This is a genomic window from Acidovorax sp. KPB24-03 (genome assembly GCF_057546605.1).
This window is the reverse complement of record NZ_BAAJYR010000513.1, coordinates 1-2,123: the sequence shown is the minus strand read 5'-3', so window position 1 is coordinate 2,123 and position 2,123 is coordinate 1. Positions and strand designations below refer to the sequence as shown.

Annotated in this window: 3 protein-coding genes; 2 read left to right on the top strand and 1 reads right to left on the bottom strand. The window is 71.1% G+C overall.

The features are described from left to right. Window positions 1-199: helix-turn-helix domain-containing protein (locus tag AC27KI_RS23375; RefSeq protein WP_487116108.1), on the top strand; the 199-nt coding region annotated here is incomplete at its 5' end. Between the two features lie 74 nt (window positions 200-273). On the opposite strand, the gene AC27KI_RS23370 is transcribed toward AC27KI_RS23375, so the two are convergent. Further along, window positions 274-663, bottom strand: a complete 390-nt coding sequence (locus AC27KI_RS23370; RefSeq protein ID WP_487116106.1) for a VOC family protein — start codon at window positions 661-663, stop codon at window positions 274-276. A gap of 253 nt (window positions 664-916) precedes the next feature. Between AC27KI_RS23370 and AC27KI_RS23365 the strand changes: the two genes are divergently transcribed. Then, window positions 917-2,123 (top strand): amidohydrolase family protein (locus AC27KI_RS23365; RefSeq protein WP_487116104.1); only part of this gene is annotated, 1,207 nt, incomplete at its 3' end.

Here is a 2,123-nt window from a genome sequence, read left to right as displayed (position 1 = left end):
CCTCGCGCGGGTGCGTCGAGCGGCCCAGGCCCTGGCGGGCGATGGTGGCCCGCCCCTGGCCGCCATCGCGGCCGACCATGGCTACGCCGACCAGGCGCATTTCGGCCGCGAATGCCGGCACTGGCTGGGACAGACGCCCGCCCGGCTGCGGGCCTCGAAGGACCTGCTGGCCTCCGTGCAGTCCAGCGGCTACGGCTGAACGCGGCCCTGCCATCGGCCACATCGAACCAGCCGCGTTGAACGGCGCAGCGCCGCCCAAGCGCCGCGCCCCCGTCAGTTGCCCGCGCCCATCGGCGTGCACAGCTCCACCAGAAAGCCGTTGCAGTCGTGCACGTAGGCCACCGTCTGGCCCCAGGGCATGGACTCTGGGGCCTGCACCAGGGTGGCGCCAGCCTGGATCGCGCGGTCCACGGCTGCGGCGACATCGGCCGTGGTGAAAGCGATCTCACACTGGGGCGCGCCCGCCACCGCCCGCTGCGGGTTCTTGCCCAGCTGGGCCATCAGCTGGAGCGACGAGAACGCCAGCGCGGTGGCGCCGGTGTCCATCTCGCCGAAGTCCCCCGCCTCTTGCACGAAGCGGCGCGAAAGACCGAACGCGGCCTCGTAGAAAGCGACGGTGCCGGGCACGTCCTCGACGTAAAGAATGGTGTAGCCGAACTGCATGGGGTCTCCTTCAGCAAAAGACAGGGTGGATCGAACGTGCCCGCAGCATAGGCGGCCTTTTCCGCGCGGTCTGGAAGAAATCCGACATGGGCCGTCGTCCCGGCCGGCGCACCCGGCCCGGCCATCAGGCTGCGCAACGGCACCCCCCGCGGCCTACACTGGCAGGCCCGGTGGCGCCGCAGGCAAGCCTTTTGCATGCCGGCCTGCACCGCTTCCGCCAGCCCCCTCTCACCCTTGCCCGGCCCCACACACCATGCTCGACCTGCTCATCCACAACGCCACCCTGCCCGATGGCCGCACGAACGTTTCCGTGGCCGTGCAGGACGGGCGCATTGCCGAAGTGACCGAGGGCCTGCAGGCCCCGGCGCACGAGACCGTCGATGCGGGCGGCCTGCTGCTGAGCCCGCCGTTCGTCGATGCGCACTTCCACATGGACTCGACCTTGAGCTACGGCCAGCCCCGCGTGAACGAGAGCGGCACGCTGCTGGAGGGCATCGCGCTGTGGGGCGAACTGAAGCCCCAGCTCACGCACGAGGCCATCGTGGAGCGGGCGATGCACTACTGCGACTGGGCCGTGGCGCGCGGCCTGCTGGCCATCCGCTCGCACGTGGACACCAGCGACCCGCGGCTGCTGCCCGTGCACGCGCTACTGGACGTGAAGCGCCGCGTGGCGCCCTACCTCGACCTGCAGCTGGTCGCCTTCCCGCAGGACGGCGTGCTGCGCGCCGCGGGCGGCCTGGACAACCTCCAGCGCGCGCTGGACCTGGGCGTGGACGTGGTGGGCGGCATTCCCCATTTCGAACGCACCATGGCGCAGGGAGCGGAAAGCGTGCGCATCCTGTGCGAGCTGGCCGCCGATCGGGGCAAGCGGGTGGACATGCACTGCGACGAGACCGACGACCCGCTCTCGCGCCACGTCGAAACGCTGGCTTTCGAAACCCAGCGCCTGGGCCTGCACGGCCGGGTGACGGGCTCGCACCTCACCTCCATGCACAGCATGGACAACTACTACGTGAGCAAGCTCATCCCCCTGATGGCCGAGGCGCAGCTGGGGGTGGTGGCCAACCCGCTCATCAACATCACCCTCCAGGGCCGCCACGACACCTACCCCAAGCGCCGCGGCATGACCCGTGTGCCCGAGTTGATGGCCGCGGGCCTGACGGTGGCCTTCGGCCACGATTGCGTGATGGACCCGTGGTACGGGGGCGGCAGCGGCGACATGCTGGAGGCCGCCCACATGGGCCTGCACGTGGGGCAGATGACCGGCCAGCACGCCATGCGCCAGTGCTTCGAGGCAGTGACCACGAACCCGGCCCGGCTGCTGGGCCTGGAGGGCTATGGCCTGCAGGCCGGCTGCCATGCCGACTTCGTGCTGCTGCATGCGCGCGATCCGGCCGAGGCGATCCGGCTGCGCGCCACGCGCCTGGGGGTGTGGCGGCGAGGCCGGCGGGTGGCGGGCA